A 26,174-nucleotide genomic window follows, 5' to 3' on the forward strand; every position below is an offset into this window, starting at 1 on the left:
ATCGCCTCCTTACGGTCCGGTGGCCGGTTCGGGCAGCTGCACGCCGCGCTGTACCGCAGGGCGTGCGGCAACCCGTGCGTACCACGCATCCAGATGGCGATGCCGCGACAAATCGATGCCGATGATGCGGGCGATGTGCAGCCAGCCGAAGTGGGCGATGTCGGCAATCGAGTAGTGATCGCCAGCCAACCACTCGCGTCCCTGCAGGCGCTGGTCGAGTACGCCGAACAGCTCGTCGCTCAGGCGGCGGTAGCGTTCGATTGCCGCGGAATCGGGCTGTTGTGCGAAGTGCTCGAAATGCACGCGCTGGCCGAGGATCGGGCCGACGCTGGCGGCATGGAACATCAGCCAGGTCAGCGTCTCCCAGCGTGCAGCCGGTTCGGAAGGCAGCAACGCATTGCCCTGTTCGGCCAGGTACATCAGGATCGCCGCCGATTCGAAGACAACGATGCCGCGCGCGCGATCTTCCAGCACGGGAATGCGGCCATGCGGGTTGAGCCGCAAGAAGTCGGGATGGCGATGTTCACCATCGGCGATGTGGACGTGGTGAAGGTGATAGGGAAGACCCAGTTCTTCCAGTGCGATGGTGGCCTTGAAGCCATTGGGCGAGCTGTCGGTATACAGGTGCAGCGATGGTTCGTTCACGAGGATTCCTGGACGGCAGGGAGCGACGGCACGCACCGGCCTTCGATGGACGAGGCCAGGCGATGCGGAAACGGGCGCTGCAGCAGCCGTGCGGGCAGTCTAGGAAAGACCTGCATCGTGGGGAAACGATGTCTCCTGCACGGGGAGTTGAGCGGGGCTCAACGTGCGCGACGCGCGCGCGACAGCCTGCAGTGCGGTCGATATGCTGTCGTCGCTCGGCGGGTGCCGACGCGGTTACAGGAGAGTGGAGATGGGTGCGGTGCTGCCGCTGCTGGGCCTGCGGGCCTTCGTTGAAACCGGCCGCCATGGCAGCCTGACCGCCGCCGCCGATGCGATGGGGGTGACACCTGGTGCAATCAGCCAGCAGCTTCGACAGCTGCAGGAGCGGCTGGGCGTGAGCCTGTTCGACCGCACCCGGCATGGCGTGGTGCTCAGTGCAGCCGGCACGCGCGTGTATCCGGAGCTGCTGCAGGCCTTCGATCAGATCGCACAGAGCCTGCAGACACTCGAACGCTGGGAAACACGGTGCACGCTACGCATCAGTGCCGCACCCAGTTTCGCCGCACAGTGGTTGGCGCCGCGACTGGGCGGGTTCAGTGCGTTGCATCCGCAGGTGGACGTTCAGCTGGATGCGAGCGCGGCGTTGTCCAACCTGCGCCGCGACGGCGTGGACATCGCGATCCGTCATGGACTGGGCCGCTACCCTGGCCTGCATGCCGAGCATCTTCTGGCGCCGGTACTGCTGCCGGTGGCCAGCCCTGCGCTGCTGGCCAGCGCGCCTGCCGTGGGTACGGTGCAGGATTGCCTGCAGTTGCCGCTGCTGCAGGACGCCGACCGCAGCGACTGGCGGCTGTGGTTCCAGGCACTGGATCTGCCCATCGATGAACGACTGGAGCGCGGCCCTGCGTTCGATGACGACCTGTTGCTGATCCGCGCGGCGGTGGCCGGGCAAGGCATCGCCCTGGTGCGCGACATCCACGCGGCCGAAGAACTCGCCAATGACCGGCTGCAGGTGGTGATCGAGCAGCCCTGGCCACAGGCCTTCGCCTACTACGCGGTGACGCGTGCGGACGGCGAGGCCAACGCGGCGATACCTGCTTTCATGACCTGGTTGCATGCAGCACTGATGACGCCGCAGGAAGCAAGCACACACACCCTGCAGGACGCAGGATGAGCCGCTCGGAAAGCGATGCCATCGCAGCCGGCCACAAAAAACCCCGCCTTGCGGCGGGGTTTTTCATTGCGGGGCGAACGTGGGGACTTAGAAGTCCATGCCGCCCATGCCACCCATGCCGCCCATGCCACCGGCGCCACCCATGGCCGGCTCGTCCTTCTTCGGAGCTTCGGCAACCATGGCTTCGGTGGTGATCATCAGGCCAGCGATCGAGGCCGCGTTCTGCAGCGCCGAACGGGTCACCTTGGTCGGGTCCAGGATGCCGAACTGCAGCATGTCGCCGAACTCGCCGGTGGCGGCGTTGTAGCCGAAGCTGCCGGTGCCTTCCTTGACCTTGTTGATGATGACCGACGGTTCTTCACCGGCGTTGGCCACGATTTCGCGCAGCGGGGCTTCCATCGCGCGCAGGGCGATCTGGATGCCGTGGTTCTGGTCTTCGTTGGCACCCTTCAGGCCGGCCAGTGCGGTGACCGCACGGACCAGGGCCACGCCGCCGCCCGGGACCACGCCTTCTTCAACGGCTGCACGGGTAGCGTGCAGGGCGTCGTCGACGCGATCCTTCTTTTCCTTCATCTCGATTTCGGTCGAAGCACCGACCTTGATCACGGCAACGCCACCGGCCAGCTTGGCCACGCGTTCCTGCAGCTTCTCGCGGTCGTAATCCGAGGAGGTGTCCTGGATCTGGGTCTTGATCTGGCCGACGCGTGCGTCGACGGCAGCCTTGTCACCCACGCCATCGATGATGGTGGTGTTCTCCTTGGAGACCTGCACCTTCTTGGCGCGGCCCAGGTCCTTGATGGTGGCCTTTTCCAGCGACAGGCCCACTTCTTCGGAGATCACGGTGCCGCCGGTCAGCACGGCCATGTCTTCCAGCATCGCCTTGCGACGGTCGCCGAAGCCCGGCGCCTTGACGGCCACGACCTTGACGATGCCACGGATGGTGTTGACCACCAGGGTCGCCAGCGCTTCGCCTTCGACTTCTTCGGCCACGATCAGCAGCGGCTTGCCGGCCTTGGCGACGCCTTCCAGCACCGGCAGCAGGTCACGGACGTTGGAGATCTTCTTGTCGTGCAGCAGGATGAACGGGTCATCCAGGTCAGCGGTCTGCGACTGCTGGTTGTTGATGAAGTACGGGGACAGGTAGCCGCGGTCGAACTGCATGCCCTTGACCACGTCCAGCTCGTTGTCCAGGCCCGAGCCTTCTTCAACGGTGATCACGCCTTCCTTGCCGACTTCCTTCATCGCGTCAGCGATGATCTGGCCGATCGACTCGTCCGAGTTGGCCGAGATGGTACCGACCTGGGCAATCGCCTTGTCGTCGGCGGTCGGCTTGGAGATGGTCTTCAGCTCGGCAACGGCGGCCACGACGGCCTTGTCGATACCACGCTTGAGGTCCATCGGGTTCATGCCGGCGGCAACAGCCTTGGCGCCTTCGCGGATCAGGGCCTGGGCCAGCACGGTGGCGGTGGTGGTGCCGTCGCCAGCGTCGTCGTTGGTGCGGGAAGCAACTTCCTTCACCATCTGCGCACCCATGTTCTCGAACTTGTCAGCCAGTTCGATTTCCTTGGCGACGGAGACGCCGTCCTTGGTGATGGTCGGCGCGCCGAAGCTCTTTTCCAGCACGACGTTGCGGCCCTTCGGGCCCAGGGTGGCCTTGACGGCATTGGCGAGAACGTTGACGCCGCGCACCATGCGCGAACGGGCGTCTTCACCGAAACGAATATCCTTGGCAGCCATTGCAATTACCTCATTGGTAGCGCCGGACGATGCCCGGCGGCTGGGATTTGGGGATCAGGTTGAAACAGGTCGCGCCGAGGCTCAGCCGATGACGGCGAGCACGTCGTCTTCGCGCAGGACCTTGTACTCGACGCCTTCGCTCTTGTACGAGCTGCCGGCGTACTGGCCGTAGATGACCTTGTCGCCGACCTTCAGCGACGGAGCGCGCACGCTGCCGTTGTCCAGCGGCTTGCCCGGGCCGACGGCCACGACTTCACCCTTGGTGGACTTTTCCTTGGCCGAATCCGGAATGACGATGCCACCGGCGGAGATTTCGTCGGCTTCGATCGGCTTGACCACAACGCGGTCGTGCAGCGGCTTGATGCTCATGAGAGACCTCTTAAGTTATTGATTGGTCTGAAAAAGTCTGGCGATGTTAGCACTCACCCCAGGTGACTGCCAGCATTGCTCGCGAAAAAGCCCGATGAATCGGGAGCAGGACAGAGATGGAGCTGGCCCCGGACCTTTCAAGGCCGCTCGCGGAAAAAATTTCACTGCCCCGGGCCCGCTCGATCCGCGCTGGTGTGAAGGCCTGGAGGCCGGTGCAACGCGGCAACCCTGTCGCTGGAACCCTCGACTTTTGGTGACTGGCGTCGCACTGTCAGATATCTGACGTTCATTTACGACAAAGTGTCACTGGATCGGCCTTAGGCTCGGCCGCGCATTCCCAATCACAAGGAGTAGTCGATGCGATTGCTGTCCCCGCTTGCCGCCGCCTGCCTGCTGGCGCTGGCCGCCGCGCCGGCCCAGGCCGAGGTCTTCATCAACGAACTGCACTACGACGACAGCACCGCCGCCGGTGACGTCGGCGAAGCGATCGAGGTCGTGGCCACTGCCGGTGAGGACCTTTCCGGCTACCGCCTGTATCTGTACAACGGCGCCAACGCCTCGGCCGCGGTGGTCTACGCCAACAACCCGGTCCCGGCAGGCACCGCCGCCGGCTGCGGCAGCGCCACCATCGCCGTGGTCAGTTACCCGACCAACGGCATCCAGAATGGCCCCAACGACGGCATCGCCCTGGTCGACGCCAGCGGCAAGGTGGTGCAGTTCCTCAGCTACGAGGGCGCCATCACCGCCTCCGGTGGCCCCGCCGCCGGCATGACCAGCCAGAACATCCCGGTGGCCGAGACCAACAGCACGGCGCCGGGCACCTCGCTGCAGCTGACCGGCAGCGGCAGCCAGTACGCCCACTTCACCTGGGCCGAGTCGGCCAAACAGACATTCGGCAGCTGCAACAACGGCCAGACCTTCAGCGGTGGCGGCACCCCAGGCCCGAACACGCCGCCGTCAGTGTCCACCACCACCCCGGCGCAGGGCAGCAGCACCTTCCCGGCCGCGGCCGATCTGGAAGTGGTGTTCAGCGAAACGGTGAACCTGGCCAGTGGTGCGTTCGCACTGAGCTGCGGCACTTCCGGCAGCGTACCGCTGACCTACCCGACCAGCGGCCGCAGCGTGAAACTGTCCACCAACTCCGCGCTGGTGGCCGGTGAAGCCTGTCGCTTCGACATCCGCGCCGCGCGCATCACCGACCTGCAGGGCGCGCACCCCGCCGCCGACAGCCGCATCGCCTTCACCGTGGCCAGCACCGGCGGCAACCCGGACCCCGGCAACCCGGGCGTGCCGGCCGGGTACTACTCCAAGGTCAATACCAGCAGCCCCAGCCAGCTGCGCTGCTCGCTGCACGCGACCATCAAGGGCCACACCGCCTACCCGTACAGCGGCTCGGGCACCAGCACCTGGACCATCCTGGAAATCGCCGACGAAGATCCGAACAACAGCGGCAGGATCCTGGATGCGTACCGCAACCGCAGCTACGCCAAGGTGACCGATCGCGCCGGCAGTGGCAGTGGCCTGAAGTACAACCGCGAGCACACCTGGCCGAACTCGCTGGGCTTTGCCAGCACCACCGGCGACAAGGGCCTGCCGTACGCGCCGTACACCGACACCCACATGCTGTACCTGACCGACGCGCAGTGGAACGCCGACCGTGGCAACAAGCCGTTCGGCAAGTGCGATGCGAGCTGCGGCGAACGCGCCACCGAGGCCAACAACGGCCAGGGCGGCGGCAGCGGCGGCTACCCGGGCAACTCCAACTGGGTGCGCACGCCGGACGGCAACACCGGTACCTTCGAGGTGTGGGGCAAGCGCAAGGGCGACATGGCGCGTGCGGTGATGTACATGGCGATCCGCTACGAGGGCGGCAAGGATGCAGCCACCGGCCAGTCCGAGCCGGACCTGGAGCTGACCGACGACCGCAGCAAGATCGTCAAGACCAGCAGTTCGCCGGCCTACATGGGCCTGCTGTCAACGCTGATCGACTGGCACCTGTCCGATCCGCCGGATGATGCCGAGCGTGCGCGCAATGACGTGGTCTACAGCTTCCAGGGCAACCGCAACCCGTTCATCGACCACCCCGAGTGGGCGACCCCGGCCCTGTTCACCTCGGCCAAGCCGGCCACCTGCCAGCTGGCCAACTGACCGCGCAACGCAGCGGTCCACTGCCGCCGCCGGGCCCTGACCCGGCGGCGGCCCTATACTCGACGGTCATGTCGACCGTCGATCCCGTCCTGCTGCTGTTGACCACCTGCCCGGACCGGGCCAGTGCCGAGCGCATCGCGCACGCGCTGGTCGGCGAGCGCCTGGCCGCGTGCGTGACCCGCCTCGATGGCGCGCAGTCGACCTACCGCTGGCAGGGCGAGGTGACCACCGACGCCGAGCTGCAGCTGCTGGTGAAGACCACCGCGAGTCGCGTCGATGACGCGATTGCCCGGATCGTCGAACTGCATCCGTATGAACTCCCGGAGTGCATTGCGGTCGAAACCCGGGCCGGCCTGCCGGCGTATCTGGACTGGATCCGGGCACAGACCCGGGAGGACACTGATTGAAGACTCTGTTTGCGCGTGGCGCCGCCCTGTGCGCCCTGTTGTGGCTCTCGCTGCCGGCGTTCGCCCTGGATGAGAAAGACCTGCTGCCGGTGGACCAGGCGTTCGCACTGACCGCGACCGCCGCCGAGCGTGGCCAGGTGCAACTGCAGTTCAAGATCGCACCGGGCTATTACCTGTATCGCCACCGCACCAGCGTCAAGGCGGACCCGGCCTTCAATGCCGGCGCGCTGCAGATGCCCAAGGGCGACAAGCACCACGACGATTTCTTCGGCGAAGTCGAAACCTATCGCGAACGCCTGCAGGCCACCCTGCCCGGCACGCCGACCGACGCCGCCGGCACCATCAGCCTGGAAGTGCGTTACCAGGGCTGCGCCGATGCCGGTGTCTGCTACCCGCCGCAGAAGCGCGTGGTGCAGGTCACCCTGCCCGGTGCCGGTGCACAGGCCAACGCCCCGGCTGCACGCACCGGTGCGGCCAGCCCGTTCAACAACCCGCTGGCCGGTGCCGGCAACAGCGGCGGCCTGCGCCTGCCGGGTGCGGCCAGCAACAGCCAGGCGCTGCCGCTGCCGTCGGAGCAGGCGTTCGGCTTCGACGCCATCGCCAGCGACGGCAATACCCTGCTGCTGCGCTTCAGCCCGGCGCCGGGCTACTACCTGTATCGCGACCGCACCTCGCTGAAGCTGGAAGGCAGCACCGGTGTGCTGGCCGACAAGCCGCGCTGGCCGGCCGCGCAGTCGCATCGCGACGAGCACTTCGGCGATGTCTCGGTCTACTTCAACCAGGTGGAAGTGCCGCTGCCGCTGCGCCGCTCCGTCGCCGATGCGGTCGACAGCACCCTGGTGGTGACCTTCCAGGGCTGCCAGACCGATGGCATCTGCTACCCGCCGATGACCCGCCGGGTGAAGCTGTCGATCCCTGCCGGCAAGATCAGCGCCAGTGCCGATCAGGCGCCACCGCGCAACGAGGTGATCAGCCCGCTGCCCGCTGCCAGTGGCGCACCGCGCGAAGCCGCCAACGGCGCCCCGTTGCGCCTGCTGCCGACCGTGCCCAACGATGGTGCAGCGGCCCCGGCAACCGTCGGCAGTGAAGGCGCAGGCAATGAATTCGCCCCCGACGCGCGCGGTGACAACGCGCTGCGCACGCGACCGCCGGTGACCACGCCGAATCCGGACCGCTCGTTCGTCTGGGTGCTGCTGCTGGCGCTGGCCGGTGGCCTGGTACTGAACCTGATGCCCTGCGTGCTGCCGATCCTGTCGCTGAAGGTCCTGAGCCTGGCGCAGAGTGGCGAAAGCCCGCAGCGCGCGCGCAGCCACGCCCTCTGGTACACGCTGGGCGTGCTGGTCGCATTCGCGGTGATCGGTGCGTTGATGGTTGGCCTGCGCGCGATCGGCAACGCCGTCGGCATCGGCTTCCAGCTGCAGCACCCGGGCGTGGTGGCGGCGCTGGCCTACATCATGTTCGCGGTGGGCCTGAGTCTGTCCGGCGTGTTCACCCTCGGCGGCGGCATCGGCAACCTCGGCCAGTCGCTGGCCAGCCGCAGTGGCCCGGCCGGTGATTTCTTCACCGGTGCGTTGGCCTGCGTGGTCGGCAGTGCCTGCGTCGGCCCGTTCATGGGCGGCGCGATTGCCTACGCCTTCATTGCCCCGCCGCTGAAGGCGATGACCGTGTTCCTGTTCCTCGGCCTGGGCCTGGCCCTGCCGTTCCTGCTGATCGGCTTCGTGCCGGCGCTGGCGCGCCGCCTGCCCAAGCCAGGCCCGTGGATGGAAACGCTCAAGCACGTGCTGGCCTTCCCGATGTATGCCACCGTGCTGTGGCTGCTGTGGGTGCTGGGCAAGCAGCGCGGCGTGGACGGCATGGCGCTGGTACTGGGTGGCCTGCTGCTGCTGGCCTTCGGCCTGTGGCTGTTTGAACGCAACCGCTGGACCGGCTCGCGCGCCGTCACCCTGCTCGGCGTGCTGCTGGCGATCGGTGCACTGGTCCCCGCCTGGGGCGTGACCCAGCTGGCAGCGCCGGCGCGTGCCGCACAGACCGCCAGCGACAATGTGGTGGAGTATTCGCCGCAGCTGCTGGACCGCCTGCGTGCCGACAACCGCGTGGTGTTCGTGAACATGACCGCCGACTGGTGCGTGAGCTGCAAGGCCAACGAACGCGCCGTGCTGTCGCGGCCGGAGTTCAAGGAACTGCTGAAGCGCACCAACGCGGTGTACATGCGCGGTGACTACACCAATGTGGACCCGCAGATCACCACGTTCCTGGAAGAGCACAAGGCCGTGGGCGTGCCGCTGTACGTGGTGTACGGCCCCGGCGCACCGCCGACCGTGCTGCCGACCCTGCTGACCCAGGCGGTGGTCGAGGAAGCGCTGCTGCGCACCGCACGATGAAATGGCAACGGCCAGCGCTGCTGTGGACAGCGGTGCTGGCCGCCGGCCTCGGCCTGTGGGCCGGGCATCGGCTGGCACCAGCGCCAGCGGCATCCGACACACCGCCTGCCGCGTCCCCTGCTGCCGCCGCGACGCCTGCGCTGCAGGTAGGCGACCTGCTGCCGGCGCTGACGCTGCCGGATCTCGATGACCGACCGCTGGACCTGCGCCAGCGCTTCGCCGGCCGCCCCCTGCTGATCAACGTCTGGGCCAGCTGGTGCGCGCCCTGCGTGGAAGAAATGCCCGAGCTGGCCCGCTTCGCCCGCGGCCAGGGCGACAATGGTGTGCAGGTTCTTGGCCTGGCGCTGGATACCCCGGAGGACGTGCGTGGCTTCCTGCAACGGGTGCCGGTGGGCTACCCGATCGTGATCGAGACACCCGGGCCGCGCGATGCCAGCGTGCAGCTGGGCAATACCCAGGGCCTGCTGCCCTACAGCGTGCTGTTCGATGCACAGGGGCGGCTGGTGAAGGCGAAGCTGGGACCGTTCGCCCACGGCGAGATCGACCGCTGGGTGAAGTGAGGGTGTTTTTTGCAGGGCTTGCAGCCCTGCACCCTGCTCAATGCAACGGCAACGGCAACGGCAACAACCAAAGCCAAAGCGGGCATTCCGTGGGATGGCGGGGCACTGTGGGTGGTCAGGACACGCCGTAAACCCGTCCATGGGGGCTCGATGGCGCCATCCATGGCGCCAACGGTCCTGACCACCCACACCGCCCCACCTCTGACAGATCTTCGCGGCTGTTGGTAGGTGTCGACCTTGGTCGACACATCTGTCAGATATCGATATTCAGAACGGAATCAGACCCCGTGCCGACCAACGGTCGGCACCCACCAAAGCAGAACGCCGTTCCGACAGATCGCAGGAAACTGTCGAAGGCGGGGTGGGTCCGGTTGAGGGGGCGTGAGCGCCATGGATGGCGCGACCGAGGCTACATGGACGTATTCACGCCGTCCCCCGCAACCGGACCCACCCCGCCTCCTCACAGGAAACCCGCTGTTGCTTCGGCTGTTGCTTCTGAGGTTGCCGGCCAGCGGCCGGCACTACGGCCGGTGCCGGGCGCAGCCCGGCCGGTACCCCCCTGCTTGACCGCAGCCGGAGCGCCACGGAGAATTCCGCGACTAATTCTCATTTGCTGTTGCGCAGGATGCGGGCGGCAGCCTTCCAGGCCCTCCTTCTTCGATGTTCAAGAACGTCCTGTTCCAACTGCACTGGCTGCTGGGCATCACCGCCGGTGCCGTGCTGGCCGTGATGGGCCTCAGCGGCGCCGTGCTGTCCTTCGAGGATGAACTGCTGCGGGCGGCCAATCCCGGCTTCGCCGAGATCGCCGAGCACCATGCCGACGGCCAGCTTCCGCTTGAACTCAGCGAACTGGTGCCGCTGCTGCAGGCCGGCAGTGATCGCCCCCTGCAACGCCTGCGCGTGGATGCCACCGGGCAACGGCCGTCGGTGGCGCGCTTCGCCGGCGGCAAGGAACACTGGGTCTACTTCGATCCGTACAGCGGCGAGCGCTTCAGCGCCCTGCGCGGGCAGGCGTTGTTCGATTTCGTCGAGGATCTGCATCGCCACCTCGCCGCCGGCGAGCGCGGCAAATGGATCACCGGCAGTTGTGCCATCGCGCTGCTGTTCTTCACCCTGTCCGGGCTCTACCTGCGCTGGCCGCGGCGCTGGTGGCACTGGCGCAGCTGGCTGGCGGTGGAATGGACGCGCAGCGGCCGTGGCTTCCTGTGGAGCCTGCACTCGGTGGTCGGCACCTGGGTGCTGTTGATCTACCTGATGAGTGCGCTGACCGGCCTGTGGTGGTCGTTCGACTGGTATCGCAGTGCCGCCAACACCCTGCTGGGCGTCGCACCGGCCGCCAGGCACAAGGTCGCCACCGACGCCGCCCTGAACCTGGAACGCATCGAAGCCACGCTGTACGCACTGCCCGGCGTGCGCACCGGCTACATCGACCTGCGCCTGCCGGAGAAGCCGGGGCAGGCACTGAACGTGCGGGTGATGGCCGGTGATCCGTCGCAGCGCGGCGGCCAGCATGACCGCGCGCATGATCTGCTGCAGCTGGACCCAGGCACGGGGGCCACGCTCGATGCCCGCCCCTATGCGCGCCAGGGCGCCGGCGCGCAGCTGGCCACCAGCGTGTTCGCGCTGCACTCGGGCAGCTACTTCGGCGTGCCCGGGCGTGTCGTGGTGATGCTCAGCAGCCTGGGCATGAGCCTGTTCTTCATCACCGGCTGGATGCTCTACCTGGACCGCCGCCGCAGCCAGCGTGCGGCGCGAGGGCTGCGCCGCTCGCTGCCCACGACGCCTGCCGAGGGTGCCGGCGCGCCGTGGCTGGTGGTGCACGCCAGCCAGAGCGGCCTGGCCGAACAGCTGGCGTGGCGTGCGGCCGCACAGCTGCAGGCCGCCGGTCATGCGGTGCAGGTGCTGCCGCTGGCCCGCGCCGATGCCGCGAAGCTGCAGGCCACCTCCCAGGCACTGTTCGTGCTGAGCACCTTCGGCGACGGCGAGCCACCGGATGCAGCGCGGCGCGCTGCACGGCTGCTGCTCGCGCAGCGCCTGGACCTGTCGCGCCTGCAGTTCGGCCTGCTCGCACTGGGTGACCGCCAGTACCCGCAGTACTGCGGCTTCGGCCGCCAGTTCGATGGCTGGTTGATCGGCAACGGCGCGCGGCCGCTGTTCGAGCGCATCGATGTCGATGCCGCCTCGGTGCCGACCCTGCGCCAGTGGCAGCAACAGTTGGGTGCACTGACCGGTATCACCACCGATGACAGCGTGCTGCCAGCCGCCACGCAGATGCATGACTGGCGCCTGCTCGGCCGTGACCGTCTCAACCCGGGCAGCATCGGTGGCGCGATCTGGCGTATCCGCCTTGCCACGCCGGCCGATGTGCAGTGGCAGGCAGGTGACATCCTGCACATCGCGCCGCGCCACAACGCGCGGCATGCCAGCGCGGTGTTGAAGGCGCATGGATTGGATCCGCTGCAGCCGCTGCTGGTCGACGGCCATCCGCGCACACTGCTGGCGCTGGCCAGTGAACGCGAGCTGCCCGATGCCGATGCCGCGCTGGCGGTGCAGGACGCCTGCCTGTGGCTGGCAGCGCTGCCGCTGCTGCCTGGCCGCGAGTACTCGATCGCCTCCTGTACGGATGATGGCGTGGTGGAGCTGGTGGTGCGGCTGGTACAGGACGCCTCAGGGCGGGCAGGGCTGGGTTCGGGCTGGCTGTCGCTGCATGCGCCGATCGGTGCCAGCATCGTCGCCCGTGTGCACCACAATCCTGGATTCCATCGTGTCGGCACTGCCCCGATGGTGCTGATCGGCAACGGCACCGGCATTGCCGGCCTGCGCAGCCTGTTGCGCGAAGCTGCCCACGCAGGCGAGCACGGGCACTGGCTGCTGTTCGGTGAGCGCCAGCGCGCACACGACTTCCTGTTCGCCGACGAGATCGAGGCCTGGCAGGCCGACGGCCATCTTGCACGGGTGGACCTGGCGTTCTCGCGCGATGGTGAGGGTGGCTACGTACAGGATCGCCTGGGTGCGGCCGTCGATGCGCTGCGCGAGTGGATGCAGCGCGGTGCGGTGATCCATGTCTGCGGCTCGCTGCAGGGCATGGCCGAAGGCGTGGACCAGGTGCTGCGCGCCGCGCTGGGTGATGACGCGGTGGAAACGCTGCTGGAGACCGGGCGCTACCGCCGCGACGTGTATTGAGCCACAAGGGTAGTGCCGTCCGGCGGCCGGCACTACCGGAACAGAATCAGGCCGCAGCGCGCGCCCGTGGCATTGGCTGCAAACGGAACGCGCCCACGGCTTCTGCCAGGGCATGCACCTGCGCCTGCATCTGCGCAGTCGAGGCTCCCGCCTCTTCCACCAGACTGGCGTTGCGCTGGGTACTGGCCTCCATCTGCACGATGGTCTGGTTCACCTGTGCGATGCCGGCATGCTGGTCCTGCGACGCGCTGCGGATCCCGGCCAGCAGATCCGCCAGCTGCTGCACGCTGCCGACAATTTCGCCCATCGTGGTGCCAGCCTGCTCGGCCTGCTGGTTGCCCTGCCCGACACGCGTCACCGAATCCTCGATCAATCCCTTGATCTGCTTGGCCGCCTCGGCACTGCGCTGTGCCAGCAGGCGCACTTCGGCAGCCACGACAGCGAAGCTGCGGCCCTGCTCTCCGGCACGTGCCGCTTCCACCGCCGCGTTGAGCGCGAGGATGTTGGTCTGGAAGGCGATGCCATCAATCAGCTGGGTGATGTCACCGATCCGCCGTGAGGCTTCGCTGATGCCATGCATGGTTGCCACCACCTGGCCGACCGCCTCACCGCCGCGCTGGGCCACTGCCGCCGCGCCCTTGACCAGCGCGTCCGCGCGGCCAGCGGCGTCAGCATTGCGGCCCACGGTATCGGTCAGCTCATGCATCGACGCTGCGGTCTCTTCCAGGTTGGCGGCCTGCTGCTCGGTGCGCTGTGACAGGTCGTGGTGACCGGCGACGATCTCGCCAACGCCGGTATCGAGGCTGGACGTGGCCTGCTGGATCCGGGTGACGATGCGACCCAGTTGCGCGACGGTGGCGTTGGCATCATCGCGCATGCGCGCGAACACGCCCTGCAGTTCACCCTCCATGCGTACGCTGAGATCACCACGGGCGAGCGCAGCCAACAGTGCCTGCAGATCGCCGAGGTTGGCCTCGAAGGTGGCCAGCAAGCGGTTGATGCTGGTGGACAATGTACGTACGAAGCCCTGCTTGCCCTCCAGCGCGATGCGCCCGTGCAGGTCACCGTGCGCGGCCGCGTCGACCAGGGCCGCCACTTCGGTTTCCAGCAGGGTTTCCAGCGCGCGGCTGCGCCATTCCACCGCCACGCCGAGGAAATGCTCCTCGTCGACAATGGGATTGGCGACCAGCTGATAGCGCACACCGGAATGGCCGATCTCGCGTTCTTCGCGTTGTCGCACGCCAGCCAGGCTGGCCAGCGCCGGATGCAGGCCTACTGCATCGCTGCCCACCAGCTCATCGCCCTGGCGTTCCAGCTGCAGCAGCAGCGCCGGGTTGGCATAGGCCACCTGGCCTTCGGCATCGACCACCATCAGCCCGGTCTGCGCACTGTCCAGCGCCTGGCGCACGCGGGTGTTGCCGCGCGCCACAGCACGTTCGGTCTCGATGCGCGCGCGCAGGCGCTGCTGCATGTCGACCAGGCGCTGGGCAAGCTGACCGATCTCATCGTTGGCGTTGTACACACGCAACGTCGTGTCCAAGCGGTCGTCGGCGATATCGCTGGCGAAGCGCAGGGTGTCCTGGATCGGCTGGCGCACCGCGCGCAGCACCAGCACCAGGCTGGTGATCAGCACGCCAGCGACCAGCAGCAGGGTCAGTACGAACAGCACGCTCATGGTGCGTGCGCCGGCCTGCTGGCGCGCCTGCGCCCTGGCCAGCGCCGCCACCTGGGCCTGCTGGAAGGCGGCCAGCGCCGGTGCCACGCCGGCAGCGGTATCCAGCAGCGACTGCGCCTCCACATCCAGGCCGACGCGGGCCGCGGTGTAACCCAGCAGGGCAACCTGGTAGCCCTCCATTCCGCTGCGCAGGGCATCCTGCACGTCGGTGGACAGGCCCGCCAGCGCGAGATCGAACGGCAGCTTCTCCTCGCTGGCGCGGTCGGCATGGACGGAGTCACCATCCAGCAGCAGCAACGCCTCCTGGCGGCGCATCTTCTGCAGGGACAGCGCCAGCGCGGGCCGCTGCTGCGCATCCACCTGCGCCTGCAGCGTGTCTGCAGCCTGTTGCAGTTGCGCAGCGAGGCCGGCCTCACCGCGGCCCATCTCGTCGACCCGTTCGAACAGGGCCGCCACGCCCTGCGAGAAGGCGTCGGCGGCTTCGGTCAGCGCCTGCAGCGCCTTGCGCCGGCCGGCATCCATCGGCATCGCGCGCAGCGCCTGCAGGTCGGCCTGCAGCGCCTTCTGCATGGCCAGCAGCTGGCTGCGGTCAGCATCATCGAAACTGCGTGCATACTGGGTCTGCAGGCGACGCGCTTCCGCCACGCGGGTGGCCAGGCTGGCGGCCAGGTCACTACCGCGCTGGTAGCTGGCCTGGGTGCGTGCGGCCTGCGCACTGCCATGTCCAGTCCAGGCGTGGACGGCGGCGATCGCCACCAGCCCCAGGCCACAGACCCACAGGGTCGCCTTGAGCTTGTTGGCTACGCTGAGCCGGTGTGGTTGCAGCCACAGCAGCAGGCCGGGGGACACCGAACGCAACGTGGCAAGACGCGTGCGCAGGGACCGGAGGTGGGGAACAACGGCCGACATGACAGACTCCAGGCGGAAGGACGCACCTGTATCGGCTGGATATGGAGCAACTTTAGGGGTTTTTTTGGTTCAGTCGCACCGACTGCTGGCGGACGCCGCCTTTGTACCCGGCACACGCGACGGGGCGATGACACCAGCACGGTGCTTGACCTCAACCCCGGTTGGGAGAGCACAGTGGACCTCCCTTCCCCGCCCGGTGCCCCCATGACGACGCTCGATGTTCCCCGCTACCTGCAGCGCCTGCAGCTGGATGCGCCGCCGCCGCTGACGCTGGCCGGCCTGACCCTGCTGCAGCAGCGCCACAACGCGCTGCTGCCGTTCGAGACCCTCAGCTGCCTGCTGCGCGATGCGGTACCGATCGACCTGGACAGCGTGCAGCGCAAGCTGCTTGACGACCGCCGTGGCGGTTACTGCTTCGAGCTCAACGGCGGCCTGCTGGCGCTGCTGCAGGCGCTGGGCTTCGATGCGCAACCGTTGAGCGCGCGCGTGCTGCTGGCCGCCCAGGACGGCCAGCTGACGGCGCGTACCCACCTGCTGCTGCGCGTGCACGTGGACGGTGATGACTGGCTGGTGGACGCCGGTTTCGGCAGCCTGACCCCGACCGTACCGCTGCGCCTGCATGACCCGCAGCCGCAGGCCACGCCGCACGAACGCTACCTGTTGCAGCGGTTGGAAGACGGTGGTGATTTCGTGCTGTCGGCCGAATCCAGCGAGGGCTGGCGGGCGATGTACCGCTTCGATCTGCAGGCGCCGGCGCCGATCGACAACGTGGTGGGCAACTGGTACGTGTGCACCCATCCCGACTCCAGTTTCCCCGGCCAGCTGCGCGCATCGCTGACCGGCCCGGACTGGCGCCGCACCATCGGCAGCGGCAACTACACCGAGTATCGCCTCGGGCAGGCGCCGGACAAGCGCCCGCTGCATGACGTCGGAGACGTGCGCGACGTGCTGGAGCAGCGCTTCGGCATCCAGCTTCCGGACGACCCGCGGCTGGATCCCGCGATCAACGACTGGCTGCAGCGCTCACGCGCCGCGACGGTGTAGAGCCGAGCCGATGCTCGGCTGAGCGTTGGCAGCTGGGTCAACAGCAGCCGAGCATCGGCTCGGCTCTACAGAACCGCGCGCGCCTGCAATGCAATCCGGTTGCCTTCGCTGTCGCGGATCTCGGCCACGCGCCAGTCGCCGGCATCTGCCGGGCCGAAGCGCAGCTCGGCCCCGGCCTGCAGCGCACGCTCGAGGCTGGCATCCAGGTCATCGACACCGATATAGATGCGCGTGCCCTGCTCGGAGGGCCGGTAGTCCGCTCCCTGCACCAGCGACATGCTGGCGCCGGCGGCCTCATCGGCAAACGGCAGGTACGCCATCCTGCAGTCGTGCAGCAGGACCGGCTCATCCACCACCACCTGCAGCCACTGCTGGTAGAAGGCGATCGCACGGGCCAGGTCAGTGGCCGGGATCTCGACATGCAGGATCGGGTTCATTGGCGCTCCTTGCGCGGCTGACTCAGATGATGCGCAGGGTAATCGCCTTCAGGACCGCGCGGGTACGGTCGCGGGTGCCGAGCTTGTCCAGGATGGCGGACACGTAGTTCTTCACCGTGCCCTCGGCCAGGAACAGGCTGCGCGCGATCTCCTTGTTGCTGTAGCCCCCGGCCAGCAGGCGCAGGATTGCCACTTCACGTTCGCCGAAGGTATCGGTGGGCGGCGCTTCATCGTGGAAGCGGTAACGCGCGCGCACCGGATCGGTACTGACCGGCAGCAGCAGGGTCTCGCCAGCAGCAACGCGTTCGATGGCCTCGCGCAGGTCGGCCGGCGCGGCATCCTTGAGCAGGAAGCCCTGCGCACCGGCCTCGCTGGCGCGCAGCAGCAGATCACTTTCATCGAAGGTGGTCAGCAGCAGCCACGGCGTGGCATCGCCGCGCGCGCGCAGCTGGCGCAGTGCCTCGATCCCATCCAGCCCGGGCATGCGGATGTCACTGAGCACCACGTCCACGCGCTGCGTATTCAGCGCATCCAGCAGGGCCTGGCCATCCTCGGCCTCCAGCACCACGTCCACCCCCAGGCCCTGCAGCAGCGCACGCAGGCCTGCACGCACCAATGCCTGGTCGTCGGCCAGCGCTACGCGGATTGCCGCCGGGCTCATGCCGGCAACCGCGCGGTCAGATGCATGCCGCCCTGCGCGGTTCGGGCCAACTCCAGCCGCCCCTGCACAGCCGCCAGGCGCTCGCGCATGCCGGCGATGCCATTGCCCTCGCGGATGCGTTCGGCGCGCTGGCCATCATCGCGAATATCGATACGCAACTGGGATTCCTCTTCATTGATCGTCAACCACACGGTGTCTGCATTGCCGTGCCGGGCGGCATTGGTCAGGGCTTCCTGTACCAGCCGCAGCACGGTCTCGGCCATCAACGGGTCAGCCACGCGCACCCCGTCGCCGATCTGCAGCTGCAGCTTCGGTCGTGGGAAGGGTGCGGCCAGCGCATGCAGCGCGGTGGCCAGATCGAGGCCGCGATCATCGCGCATCGATTGCACTACCTGGCGGATGTCGGCCAGCAACTCGCCGGACAACTGTTCGGCCAGCACCAGCCCTTCGCGACCGGCCAGCGCAGGGTCAGCGGCCAGGGCGCGCAGGTTGAGCCGCATCGCGGTGAGCTTGTGCCCGGCCACATCATGCAGTTCGCGGGCCAGGCGCAGGCGCTCGGCATCGCGTGCACTGTCAGCCAGCAGCGCGCGGGTGGCCAGCAGGTCGGCGTTGACCCGGGCCAGGTCATCGCGGGCCAGCGCCGTGCTGCGGGCATAGTGCGCGGTCAGCGCGGCAAAGGCCTGGAAACCGCCATACAGCAGCACCACCAGCAGGGGCTGGCTGAAGCCGCTGTGGCGCAGCACGGCATACACCGCCAGGTTGGCCAGCAGCGCAACACCCAGCACAAAGCGCGGCGGCCAGTGCTCGGCCAGCTGTGCAACCAGCACCACCAGCAGCACCGGGGCGGTGCCGGTACGCGGCTGCAGCGCAACCAGCACAACCGCCAACAGCGCCTGCAACACCGCGGCGGCGGCGCGCACGCGGGATGGCATCGACGCCCAGCCGTGCACCACGAACAGCAGCAGGAACACAGCAAGCAGCAGCAGGCTCAGCCCGGCGCCGCTGCGCTGCACTGCGAACGACAGGCCGACCACCAGCACGGTGACCAGACCGGCGAGGCTGAGCGGACGCAACAGATGGCGGAACAGGCTGGGCATGGCCAGATGCTGACGGCCGCGCACGCCGGCGGCAATGGGTCCGGCGCAGAAAGTGACTTCTGGCACGTCGAATCGATGACCACTGGCCCTGAACCCGGTGCACCGCCCCACGCAGACTGGCTCCACACCGCCTCACCCACTTCCGGAGCCACCGCCATGATCCGCACCGCCCTGCTCAGCACCGCCCTGACTGCCCTGGCCCTGGCCGGCAGTGCCCACGCCGCCGACCTGGCCGTGACCGTGCACGACGTCCGCGTGCAGACCGGCACCCTGCGTGCTGCCCTGGTTGACAGCGCGGCCGCCTGGGACGGCAAGGCCAGGCCCGTGCAGGCCCAGCAGGCGGCGCCCAGCGGTGACAGCGCCCGCTTCGTGTTCAAGAACCTGCCGGCCGGCACCTATGCCGTACTGCTCACCCACGACGAGAACGACAACGGCAAGCTCGACACCAACCTGGTCGGCATGCCGGTGGAAGGCTACGGCTTCAGCAACAACCCGCAGGTGATGCGCAAGCCGACCTTCGACGAGGCGCGCGTCGACGTGCCGGCCGCTGGCACCGCCATCGACATCACCCTGCGCTGATACCCGCATCCAGACCCGAGGCCACCATGGACCGTCGCCGCTTCCTTCGTACCCTGCTCAGCAGCAGTGCCTGCCTGGCCCTGGGCGCCACCGCGCTGCGCAGCGCTCCCGCCTTCGCCGGCGACCCGACGCGGTTCGCGCAGGGCATGCAGGAACACCCGTGGCTGCTCGGCTGGCGCAGCGTCGGCAGCGAAAGCCTCGGCCCGGCCACCGTGCAACTGCAGGGAAAGCTGCCAGCGGGCCTGGCAGGCACGCTGTACCGCAACGGCCCGGCCTGGACCGAGCGCGATGGCTTCCGCTACGACCACTGGTTCGACGGTGACGGCATGGTGCATGGCTGGCGCTTCAATGGTGACGGCAGCCTGACCCATCACGGGCGCATGGTCGCCACGCCGAAATTCACCCGTGAACAGAAGGCCGGCCGCTTCCAGTATCCAGCTGCCGGCACCAGCGTTCCCGATGCGCTGGCAGTTCGAAACAACGACGATGCCAACGTGGCCAATACCTCGGTAACCATGATCAATGGCCGCCTGTTCGCGCTGTGCGAGTCCGGCTCGGCATTCGAAGTAGACCCCGATTCCCTGCAGACACTGGGTCCGGTGACCTGGCGTCCGGACCTCGCCGCACTGCCGTTCTCGGCGCACCCGCTGCGCGACCGCGACGGCAGCGTCTGGAACTTCGGCTCGATCAGCCTGATGGGTGGCCATGGCCTGCTGGTCTGGCACATCGGTGCGAACGGCCAGCTGCGCAGCGCCAATGTGATCGAAACACCCGAGCATGGCTACCTGCATGCCTTCGCGATGACCGACCAGCACCTGGTGTTCGTGATGATGCCGTTCGATTTCACCGGCACAGGCGGCAGCTTCTTCGAGCGCATGCAGTTCGCACCGCAGCGCCCCGTGCGCATCGCGGTGGTCGCCAAGGATGCGCCGGACAAGGCGCAGTGGTTCGAAGCCCCGTTCGCGGCGATCTACCACTTCGGCGATGCGTTCACCCGCGATGGCGGCATCGTGCTGCGTGCAGTGCGCCACGATGACATCAATGAGGCGCGCTCGCCGATGAAGGAAGCGATGGCCGGTGATGGCGCACACGCCGCCAACAGTGGCGCCAGCCTGGTCGAGCTGCATCTGGACCTGCGTCGTGGCCAGGCCCGCTGGCAGCCGCTGGGCATCAGCGCGGTGGAGTTCCCGCTGTTCGACCCCCGTTCCGCCGATACCCGCGGTGCGCGCCTGTACGCGCCGACCATCGACGGCCCGGCCACCGCACCGTACTTCAATGCGGTGGCCGCGTTCGACATCGAGCGCGGGCGCCGCCAGCTCTGGAACTATGGACCGGACATCATGGCCGAAGAGCATGTGTTCGTACCGCGCCCGGGCAGCCGCAACGCCGATGATGGCTGGCTGATCGGCACCCTGCTCGATCCGGTGAACAAGCGCAGCGGCCTGGCGGTGCTCGATGCCCGTCACCTGGACGACGGTCCTCTGGCACAGGCCTGGCTGCCCTATGCGGTACCACTGGGCTTCCACGGCACCTTCGCCGCGCGCGGCTGATTCCACGCCACGCGGACACCGTTGTTGGCATGCTGGGTCTCCCCTGCCCCGTGGAGTTCTGCATGTCCCTGGCCGACCACCGACGTACGCTGGCACCGCACGGTTTCCTGCGCGTGGCGATCAACCTGGGCAACCCGGTGCTGGCACAGGGCGATGCGCGCTCACCGCGCGGCCCCTCGCTGGAACTGGCCACAGCGTTGGCGCAACGGATGGGGGTGCAGGCACGCTTCACCTGCCACGATGCCGCAGCCTCGGTGGTCGCCGCAGCAGGCGAAGACGGTTGGGACCTGGCCTTCCTGGCCATCGATCCTGCACGCGCCGACCGCATTGCCTTCAGTGCCCCGTACGTGGAGATCGAAGGTACCTATCTGGTTCGCGCGGACAGCCCTGCGCAGCAAGTAGCCGACCTGGACCGCGACGGACTGCGCATCGCGGTCGGCCGCGGTGCGGCCTACGACCTGTTTCTCAGCCGTGAACTGCGCCACGCCACGATCGAGCGGGCGGAGACCTCGGCGGCGGCCATCACGCTGTTCGATCAGCAGCGCCTGGATGCCTCCGCCGGTGTACGCCAGCCGCTGGAAGCATGGGCGCAGGCGCATCCCGGCCACCGTGTGCTGGCCGGCCGTTTCACCGCGATCCAGCAGGCGGTGGCGGCACCGGCCTCACGCCCGGCCGATGCATTGCGGGCGTTGTTCGAGGAAGTGGAGGCGATCAAGGCCGGCCCGTTGCTGGGCGAAGCCTTCGCGCGTGCTGGGCAGGAAGTCACGCTGGTGCGATGACTGTAGCGTCGGGCACAGGCCGTCGAGCATGGCTCGATGCTGCAGGGCGCGCATACGGCTTACTGGAACAGATACTTCAAGCCGATCTGCGCGCGACGGCCGTAGTACTCCACCTGCAGCGGGCGCTGTGGGCTGCCCTGGTAGTACTTCAACGGCTCGTTGGTGAGATTGCTCAGCTCGGCGAACACCGTCCAGCGATCGAAGGTATAGGAGGCGCTGAAGTCGACCGAGGTGTTGGCGCCGTACCAGGCGTCGGTGACGCTACTGTCGCCGTGCGCTTCGATGTAGGCACCCTTGTGGTTGGTGGCCAGGCGGGCTGCGAACGCGCCGTCGTCGTAGTACACGGTAACGTTGTACAGGCGGTCGGCCTGGCCGGTGATCGGCACGTTGCCATTACGACCCGGAATGCGCATGCGCGAGTCCATCAGGGTCAGGTTGGCGTTGATGCCGAAGTTGCTCCATAGGCCGGGCAGGAAATCGAAGCGGCGCACGAAGGCGAACTCGGCCCCCCACAGCTTGGCATCGTCGCCGTTCTCGGGCCGGTAGAAGGTGACGTTGGGATTGCCGTTGAAGCTGCCAGTGCTGCTGCTCTGGAACACCGGATTGCTGATGTTCTTGTAGAACACGCCGCCGGACAGCAGGCCCAGTGGACCCGCATACCATTCGGCCATCAGGTCCAGGTTGTCCGAATAGGTCGGGTCCAGGTTGGCGTTGCCGGAGGTGAAGGTGCCATCGGCTTCCATGAACGAGCCACCCGGGTTGATGTCACCGAAGTTCGGGCGGGCGAAACTGCGGGTCAGGCCCAGCCGCAGGTTGAGATCGCTGCGTGGTGAGAAGCGCACGTTGAGCTGCGGCAGCACCGAGGTATAGCGCTTGCGGCCCAGGTTGGGCACCAGCGCGCTGCTGCCATCGGCATCGCGCTCCAGCACCAGCCCACGCACATCGGTGGCGGTCCGCTCCAGGCGCACACCGCCCACCACGTCCCAGCGTTCGTCCGGCTTCCAGGTGGCCATCGCATACGTCGCGTACTGCTTCTCGGCCACGTCGAAGTTGCGGCCCAGCGCTGCACCGTTGGCCACCAGCGCCGAATCGCCCGGTACCAGCACCAGATGCTGCTTGTTCTGCCGGTACCACTCGGCCAGTGCCTGCATCGGCACCACCTGCGAGAAATCGCGGGCGTAGTCACGGCCATTGCCGACGTCGTAGCCCCTGCGGTCCGGCTGCTCCATCAACGGGAAGTCGGCCAGGGTCGGCACCGGGCCGCCGGTGGCGGTGTTCCAGGCATAGAACTCGTCGGAGAAGCGCGCGCGGCGCTGCTTGTCGCGGTACTTGGCCCCCATCTTCCAGGCCAGCGTGTCGCTCGCGTCGAAACTGAAGTCCAGCTGCGCGACCGCCTTGTCCTTCTCATTGATCGCCACCCGGTACAGCTCGACCGCGCTCAGCGACATTTTCCGCGGATCCATCGCGAAGCCCGGCGGCAGATGGGTATCAGGGGTGTCGGCGGCAACGTTGCCGCCATCGACGGTGTTGTACGAATTGCGGCCCACGCCACGGTCCTGCAGGCCCTGGTAGCCGACCTTGCCCTGGTTGAACTGGACCACGAAGTACGCATTGTCGGCACAGGTGGGAATGCAGCCGTAGCGGAAGTCGTTCTCGGCGCTGGCCAGCTTCCAGTCCACCTGGCCACGACCGAAGGTGTGCTGGCCACCCAGCTCGAAGGTCTTGAACTCGGTGATCAGCTCGTTGTGGATGTTCTGCAGCTCCACGCGGTCCTTGTCGAACCGGTAGCGGTGCTTGTAGTGGGTCTCATCGTCGCTCAACTCGCCATACTGGCCACGCACGTACAGGCGATGGCCGTCGGCCGGAAGGAACTCCAAGCCGCCGTTGACGCCGCGGGTGGTGCGCTCGCCAGTGTAGTCGCGCAGCTCCAGTCGGTAGACACCCAGGCCGTCGGCACTGCGGCGCGGCTCGAAGTTGTCGGTCGCCCACGGGCGCTTCCAGTAGGTACCGTTGATCAGGAAGCCGAAGCGTCCATCGGCACTGCGGTCACCGTACAGCACGTTGGCGCTGGTGCCGGTGTCGACCGCCTTGTCGTTGTAGTTGCCGGCCACGCTGGCGGCAAACGTGCGTCGTGTCGGTGCGGTGCGGGTGACGAAGTTGACCTGGCCACCGATGGCGTCGCCTTCGCGATCGGGCGTCAGCGTCTTACTCACCTCGATGCGCTCGATCAGTTCGGTCGGGAAGAAATCGAATGCCGTGGCACGGCTGGTGGTTTCCTCTTCGGCGGTCGGCAGACGGTCACCGTTGAGGGTGGTCGAGTTCCACTGTGCCGGCAGGCCACGCACGGCAACGAAGCGGCCTTCGCCCTGGTCGCGTTCGATCGACACACCGGGAACCCGCTGCACGGCTTCGGCCGCGTTGTGGTCGGGCAGCTTGCCGATGCCATCGGCGCTGACCACGTTCATCAGGTGACTGGCCTCACGCTGGGCATCCAGTGCCTGTTTCTCGCCACTGACGATGCTGCCGACCACGGTGACGGTATCCAGGTCGACGGCGGAGGTGGCGGGCACGGTATCGGTCGCGGCCGGCGCGGCGGCCTGGGCGGCCAGCGGGGCATGCAGCAGGGCGAGCAGGCCCAGGGTAAGCGGGTGGCGCAAGGGCAGTGTGGACATGGCGATGGCGGCGGCAAGGGAAAGTGGGCCGCTCCGGCGGGAGCGGCGATGGCGGCCACTTTCGATCAGTGCGGTGAAGCGCAGGCGGCATCCACTAGGCAGGTCGGGGCAGTTGTCTAGGTGTTCGCGCCGTAGCGGCTACTGGGCCAGCAGACGACGGCCGGCCACCCAGACCTCGGCCACGTAGTCCGGCGCGGATCCACGCACCCGCAGCAGATCGGCGCGCAGGCCTTCGCCGATGCGACCGCGATCCTGCAGGCCCAGCACCTGCGCCGGTGCATGGCTGACCGTGGCCACCGCACGTGGCAGGCTCCAGCCCAGCTGCGCGCACAGCACGCCCAGCGCCGGCAGCAGGCTTGCAGGCACATAGTCGGAGGACAGCACATCCAGGCAGCCGGCGCGGGCCAGTTCCAGCGCCGCCACGTTGCCGGAATGCGAGCCGCCCAGCACCAGGTTGGGGGCGCCGGCGACGATCGTCAGGCCGGCCGCGCGTGCGGCCGCAGCGGCCTCCAGCGTGGTCGGGAACTCGCAGATGCGCGCCCCGCAGGCCACGGCTTCATCCACATCCGCAGCCACTGTGTCGTCGTGGCTGGCCAGGCACAGGCCGCGCCCACGCACCCACTGCAGTACCTGTTGCAGGTGTGCGGGGCGATGGCGCGCCTGCTGCGCACGGCGTGCCTGCAGCAGGTCGTCCAGGTAACCGGTCTTCGTGTCGGTCGGCAAACCGTAGTAAGCCGCATAGCGCTGCAGGTTGCGGAACTGGCGCTGCCCCGGTGTGTGATCGGTCAGCGACAGCAGGCGCACCGCCGGATCATCCAGCAGTGGCTCCAGCAATGGCAGCAACCCGGGATACGGTAGCTCGGCACGCAGGTGCAGGTAGTGGTCGCTGCGCAGGCCGCCGGCGCGGCGCGCCTCGACCAACGCGGCATGCGCGGCCTGCAAGGTCCGTACGCGCACGCTGTCGGCTTCCACGTCACCCACCGCCAAGGCATCGCAGGCGGTGGTGATGCCGGCCGCCAGCAGCTGCGCATCGTGCGCTTGCACCGCCGCTCCAGCCGGAAACGCCACCCCAGGACGCGGCACCAGGTGTTTCTCCAGATTGTCGGTGTGCAGCTCGACAAACCCCGGCATCAGCCAGTCGCCGCCACAGTCTTCGGCACCCGGCAGGGCCACCCGCCCCTGCCCCACCGCGCGGATGCCAGGTCCATCCAGCACTACATGGCCGTGCACGACCTCGTCGGCCAGCACCAGCTTCAGGTTGTCGAGGATGCGTTCGCTCATGGATTCCGCCATCTGTGTCATGCCGTTGCAACCGCAACGCGTTGATATGCCTGCACGTGCAGTGCACCTGTCTAGTCCAGCAGCCGCAGATGGAGGTTTGATGACCATGACCGACACGGTCCTGACGCCGCGCGATTCGGCGCTGCCGCTGTGGCAGCAGATCGAGCAGGCGCTGCTGCGGCAGATCCGCGAACGCCAGCTGGTGGAAGGCGACCAGCTGCCCTCCGCGCAGGTGCTGGCCAAGCGCTTCGCGGTCAACCGCCACACCGTACGGCGTGCGATCGAGGCGCTGGAGGAGCGCGGCCATGTGCGCACGGAGACCGGCCGCGGCAGCTTCGTGCAGGAGCATCCGTACCACTACCCGATCAGCCGACGCACGCGCTTCGGCCGGGCCATGCATGACCTGAACGTGGAAAGCCACTACACCCTGCTCGATACCCGGGTGCAGGTGCCGAGTCGGCAGGTCGCGCGCGCACTTGGCCTGATCGCCGGCGAGCGGGTGCATCGGGTGGTGTACTCCAGCCAGGTGGAAGGCCGCACGGTAGACCACAGCGAAGCCTATTTCCCGGCCACCCGCTTTCCAGGGCTGGGCGAGGTGTTCGCGCGCACGCCGTCGGTGACCCGTACGCTCGCCGCGTTCGGAGTCACCGACTACCTGCGCCGGCATACCACGGTGATGGCGCGCCTGCCCGATGCCGAGGTCGCGCGCGTGCTCGGGCAATCGACGCGCCGGCCGGTGCTGTGCGTGCATTCGCTGAATGTCGATCCACAGGGGCAACCGGTGCAGTTCGGCATCACCTGCTTCGCCGGGGACTGGGTGCAGCTGATGGTCAGCAGCGACCTCTAGGGAAAGCGCGGCGGGCATTGCACCCGCCGCGTGCAGCGC

Annotated in this window: 20 protein-coding genes; 11 read left to right on the plus strand and 9 right to left on the minus strand. The window is 67.8% G+C overall.

The window, feature by feature from the left end:
* Positions 1-9 precede the first annotated feature (9 nt).
* The gene (locus tag N5D91_RS08295; protein ID WP_180854008.1) at positions 10-645 is read right to left on the minus strand and encodes a glutathione S-transferase family protein; all 636 of its coding nucleotides are present in this window, start codon (positions 643-645) and stop codon (positions 10-12) included.
* A gap of 250 nt (positions 646-895) precedes the next feature.
* On the opposite strand from N5D91_RS08295, the gene N5D91_RS08300 reads away from it, so the two are divergent.
* Positions 896-1,819 (plus strand): LysR substrate-binding domain-containing protein, encoded by a 924-nt coding sequence (locus N5D91_RS08300; protein WP_180854009.1) that lies wholly within the window; start codon positions 896-898, stop codon positions 1,817-1,819.
* 87 nt (positions 1,820-1,906) lie between these two features.
* Here N5D91_RS08300 and groL read toward each other — a convergent pair whose 3' ends face one another.
* Both groL and N5D91_RS08310 read right to left on the minus strand, forming a co-directional pair.
* The gene (groL, locus tag N5D91_RS08305; protein WP_014038666.1) at positions 1,907-3,556 is read right to left on the minus strand and encodes a chaperonin GroEL; all 1,650 of its coding nucleotides are present in this window, start codon (positions 3,554-3,556) and stop codon (positions 1,907-1,909) included.
* A gap of 81 nt (positions 3,557-3,637) precedes the next feature.
* Entirely contained in the window at positions 3,638-3,925 is a 288-nt protein-coding gene (locus N5D91_RS08310) for a co-chaperone GroES (RefSeq protein WP_006396661.1), read from the minus strand.
* Between the two features lie 357 nt (positions 3,926-4,282).
* On the opposite strand from N5D91_RS08310, the gene N5D91_RS08315 reads away from it, so the two are divergent.
* The 5 genes from N5D91_RS08315 to N5D91_RS08335 all read left to right on the plus strand — a co-directional run bounded on the left by N5D91_RS08315 (position 4,283) and on the right by N5D91_RS08335 (position 12,604).
* On the plus strand, positions 4,283-6,073 hold the full coding sequence (locus N5D91_RS08315) for an endonuclease (RefSeq protein WP_180854010.1): 1,791 nt from the start codon (positions 4,283-4,285) through the stop codon (positions 6,071-6,073).
* A 68-nt stretch (positions 6,074-6,141) separates the two neighbouring features.
* Complete coding sequence (gene cutA / locus N5D91_RS08320) at positions 6,142-6,480, plus strand: divalent-cation tolerance protein CutA (protein WP_010481118.1); 339 nt, start codon at positions 6,142-6,144, stop codon at positions 6,478-6,480.
* On the plus strand, positions 6,477-8,861 hold the full coding sequence (locus N5D91_RS08325; RefSeq protein ID WP_180854011.1) for a protein-disulfide reductase DsbD: 2,385 nt from the start codon (positions 6,477-6,479) through the stop codon (positions 8,859-8,861). Before cutA ends, N5D91_RS08325 begins: the two co-directional genes overlap by 4 nt.
* On the plus strand, positions 8,858-9,421 hold the full coding sequence (locus N5D91_RS08330) for a TlpA disulfide reductase family protein (RefSeq protein WP_180854012.1): 564 nt from the start codon (positions 8,858-8,860) through the stop codon (positions 9,419-9,421). Before N5D91_RS08325 ends, N5D91_RS08330 begins: the two co-directional genes overlap by 4 nt.
* A 660-nt stretch (positions 9,422-10,081) precedes the next feature.
* Positions 10,082-12,604, plus strand: a complete 2,523-nt coding sequence (locus N5D91_RS08335) for a sulfite reductase flavoprotein subunit alpha (protein ID WP_180854013.1) — start codon at positions 10,082-10,084, stop codon at positions 12,602-12,604.
* A gap of 46 nt (positions 12,605-12,650) precedes the next feature.
* Here N5D91_RS08335 and N5D91_RS08340 read toward each other — a convergent pair whose 3' ends face one another.
* Positions 12,651-15,188, minus strand: a complete 2,538-nt coding sequence (locus tag N5D91_RS08340) for a methyl-accepting chemotaxis protein (RefSeq protein WP_110713911.1) — start codon at positions 15,186-15,188, stop codon at positions 12,651-12,653.
* A 204-nt stretch (positions 15,189-15,392) separates the two neighbouring features.
* Between N5D91_RS08340 and N5D91_RS08345 the strand changes: the two genes are divergently transcribed.
* Positions 15,393-16,232 carry an arylamine N-acetyltransferase gene (locus N5D91_RS08345; protein WP_110713912.1) on the plus strand — a complete coding sequence of 280 codons (840 nt, stop codon included), beginning with the start codon at positions 15,393-15,395 and terminating at the stop codon, positions 16,230-16,232.
* 65 nt (positions 16,233-16,297) lie between these two features.
* Here N5D91_RS08345 and N5D91_RS08350 read toward each other — a convergent pair whose 3' ends face one another.
* From N5D91_RS08350 to N5D91_RS08360, 3 genes are read right to left on the minus strand one after another with little or no spacing between them, the layout of a single operon-like run.
* Positions 16,298-16,669, minus strand: a complete 372-nt coding sequence (locus N5D91_RS08350) for a VOC family protein (RefSeq protein WP_110713913.1) — start codon at positions 16,667-16,669, stop codon at positions 16,298-16,300.
* 22 nt (positions 16,670-16,691) lie between these two features.
* Positions 16,692-17,330, minus strand: coding sequence for a response regulator transcription factor (locus tag N5D91_RS08355; protein ID WP_110713914.1), 639 nt, complete (start codon positions 17,328-17,330; stop codon positions 16,692-16,694).
* Complete coding sequence (locus N5D91_RS08360) at positions 17,327-18,427, minus strand: histidine kinase (protein WP_219634900.1); 1,101 nt, start codon at positions 18,425-18,427, stop codon at positions 17,327-17,329. The genes N5D91_RS08355 and N5D91_RS08360 overlap by 4 nt, the downstream gene beginning before the upstream one ends.
* A gap of 156 nt (positions 18,428-18,583) precedes the next feature.
* Between N5D91_RS08360 and N5D91_RS08365 the strand changes: the two genes are divergently transcribed.
* The 3 genes from N5D91_RS08365 to N5D91_RS08375 all read left to right on the plus strand — a co-directional run bounded on the left by N5D91_RS08365 (position 18,584) and on the right by N5D91_RS08375 (position 21,335).
* On the plus strand, positions 18,584-19,006 hold the full coding sequence (locus tag N5D91_RS08365) for a DUF2141 domain-containing protein (RefSeq protein ID WP_110713916.1): 423 nt from the start codon (positions 18,584-18,586) through the stop codon (positions 19,004-19,006).
* A 26-nt stretch (positions 19,007-19,032) separates the two neighbouring features.
* Positions 19,033-20,556, plus strand: a complete 1,524-nt coding sequence (locus N5D91_RS08370; RefSeq protein ID WP_180854015.1) for a carotenoid oxygenase family protein — start codon at positions 19,033-19,035, stop codon at positions 20,554-20,556.
* Between the two features lie 62 nt (positions 20,557-20,618).
* On the plus strand, positions 20,619-21,335 hold the full coding sequence (locus N5D91_RS08375; RefSeq protein ID WP_180854016.1) for an ABC transporter substrate-binding protein: 717 nt from the start codon (positions 20,619-20,621) through the stop codon (positions 21,333-21,335).
* Positions 21,336-21,394: 59 nt separating this feature from the next.
* Here N5D91_RS08375 and N5D91_RS08380 read toward each other — a convergent pair whose 3' ends face one another.
* Together N5D91_RS08380 and N5D91_RS08385 are read right to left on the minus strand one after the other, a co-directional pair.
* On the minus strand, positions 21,395-24,007 hold the full coding sequence (locus N5D91_RS08380) for a TonB-dependent receptor (protein ID WP_180854017.1): 2,613 nt from the start codon (positions 24,005-24,007) through the stop codon (positions 21,395-21,397).
* Between the two features lie 138 nt (positions 24,008-24,145).
* Complete coding sequence (locus N5D91_RS08385) at positions 24,146-25,288, minus strand: alpha-D-ribose 1-methylphosphonate 5-triphosphate diphosphatase (RefSeq protein ID WP_164160895.1); 1,143 nt, start codon at positions 25,286-25,288, stop codon at positions 24,146-24,148.
* A 106-nt stretch (positions 25,289-25,394) separates the two neighbouring features.
* On the opposite strand from N5D91_RS08385, the gene phnF reads away from it, so the two are divergent.
* On the plus strand, positions 25,395-26,135 hold the full coding sequence (gene phnF / locus N5D91_RS08390; RefSeq protein ID WP_164160897.1) for a phosphonate metabolism transcriptional regulator PhnF: 741 nt from the start codon (positions 25,395-25,397) through the stop codon (positions 26,133-26,135).
* Positions 26,136-26,174: the final 39 nt, after the last annotated feature.

This window comes from Stenotrophomonas sp. GD03794 (assembly GCF_029842145.1).
Taxonomy (GTDB): Bacteria; Pseudomonadota; Gammaproteobacteria; order Xanthomonadales; family Xanthomonadaceae; genus Stenotrophomonas; species Stenotrophomonas riyadhensis.

Coding starts and splice junctions, on each gene's coding strand:
- N5D91_RS08300 (WP_180854009.1), top strand. CDS start 896: ATGGGTGCGGTGCTGCCGCTGCTGGGCCTGCGGGCCTTCGTTGAAACC.
- groL (WP_014038666.1), bottom strand. CDS start 3,556: ATGGCTGCCAAGGATATTCGTTTCGGTGAAGACGCCCGTTCGCGCATG.
- N5D91_RS08310 (WP_006396661.1), bottom strand. CDS start 3,925: ATGAGCATCAAGCCGCTGCACGACCGCGTTGTGGTCAAGCCGATCGAA.
- N5D91_RS08315 (WP_180854010.1), top strand. CDS start 4,283: ATGCGATTGCTGTCCCCGCTTGCCGCCGCCTGCCTGCTGGCGCTGGCC.
- cutA (WP_010481118.1), top strand. CDS start 6,142: ATGTCGACCGTCGATCCCGTCCTGCTGCTGTTGACCACCTGCCCGGAC.
- N5D91_RS08330 (WP_180854012.1), top strand. CDS start 8,858: ATGAAATGGCAACGGCCAGCGCTGCTGTGGACAGCGGTGCTGGCCGCC.
- N5D91_RS08335 (WP_180854013.1), top strand. CDS start 10,082: ATGTTCAAGAACGTCCTGTTCCAACTGCACTGGCTGCTGGGCATCACC.
- N5D91_RS08340 (WP_110713911.1), bottom strand. CDS start 15,188: ATGTCGGCCGTTGTTCCCCACCTCCGGTCCCTGCGCACGCGTCTTGCC.
- N5D91_RS08345 (WP_110713912.1), top strand. CDS start 15,393: ATGACGACGCTCGATGTTCCCCGCTACCTGCAGCGCCTGCAGCTGGAT.
- N5D91_RS08350 (WP_110713913.1), bottom strand. CDS start 16,669: ATGAACCCGATCCTGCATGTCGAGATCCCGGCCACTGACCTGGCCCGT.
- N5D91_RS08355 (WP_110713914.1), bottom strand. CDS start 17,330: ATGAGCCCGGCGGCAATCCGCGTAGCGCTGGCCGACGACCAGGCATTG.
- N5D91_RS08360 (WP_219634900.1), bottom strand. CDS start 18,427: ATGCCCAGCCTGTTCCGCCATCTGTTGCGTCCGCTCAGCCTCGCCGGT.
- N5D91_RS08365 (WP_110713916.1), top strand. CDS start 18,584: ATGATCCGCACCGCCCTGCTCAGCACCGCCCTGACTGCCCTGGCCCTG.
- N5D91_RS08370 (WP_180854015.1), top strand. CDS start 19,033: ATGGACCGTCGCCGCTTCCTTCGTACCCTGCTCAGCAGCAGTGCCTGC.
- N5D91_RS08375 (WP_180854016.1), top strand. CDS start 20,619: ATGTCCCTGGCCGACCACCGACGTACGCTGGCACCGCACGGTTTCCTG.
- N5D91_RS08380 (WP_180854017.1), bottom strand. CDS start 24,007: ATGTCCACACTGCCCTTGCGCCACCCGCTTACCCTGGGCCTGCTCGCC.
- N5D91_RS08385 (WP_164160895.1), bottom strand. CDS start 25,288: ATGAGCGAACGCATCCTCGACAACCTGAAGCTGGTGCTGGCCGACGAG.
- phnF (WP_164160897.1), top strand. CDS start 25,395: ATGACCGACACGGTCCTGACGCCGCGCGATTCGGCGCTGCCGCTGTGG.